Source organism: Alcanivorax profundi (genome assembly GCF_003597125.1).
GTDB classification, from domain to species: domain Bacteria; phylum Pseudomonadota; class Gammaproteobacteria; order Pseudomonadales; family Alcanivoracaceae; genus Alcanivorax; species Alcanivorax profundi.
In genome coordinates, this window is the sequence record NZ_QYYA01000211.1 from 1 (window position 1) to 361 (window position 361).

Below are 361 nucleotides of genomic sequence, written 5' to 3' on the forward strand. Positions count from 1 at the left end.
ATGACAGCACAGAGGCACAGTTTAAAGAGATGATAACATTTGAGAATGCCTCATGTTCTACTGTTGATGATCTGTTAAATTCATACACTTCTAGTGTTCTAAATGTTCTGGATGCCATTGCTCCTGTTACGGTTAAAATTGTCCAAAATAGACAGAAGGCGCCATGGAGAAATGAAGACTCAGTCAAGGCACAGAAAAGGAAGTGCCGGAGGGCTGAACGAGAATGGCGCAAAACAAAGCTCCAGGTTCATTATGAGATTTACAAAGAAATGTTGAGTGTGTTTAACCAGACTTTGCGTAGAACAAGGGAGAGATATTTTTCCAAAATAATCACAAACTGCAGTAACAACGCTCGTGTCCT

At 40.4% G+C, this 361-nt stretch carries 1 protein-coding gene; it reads left to right on the forward strand.

What is annotated here, in order from left to right; translation table 11 throughout:
* Window positions 1-361: hypothetical protein (locus D4A39_RS19525; protein ID WP_233552547.1), on the forward strand; the 361-nt coding region annotated here is incomplete at both ends.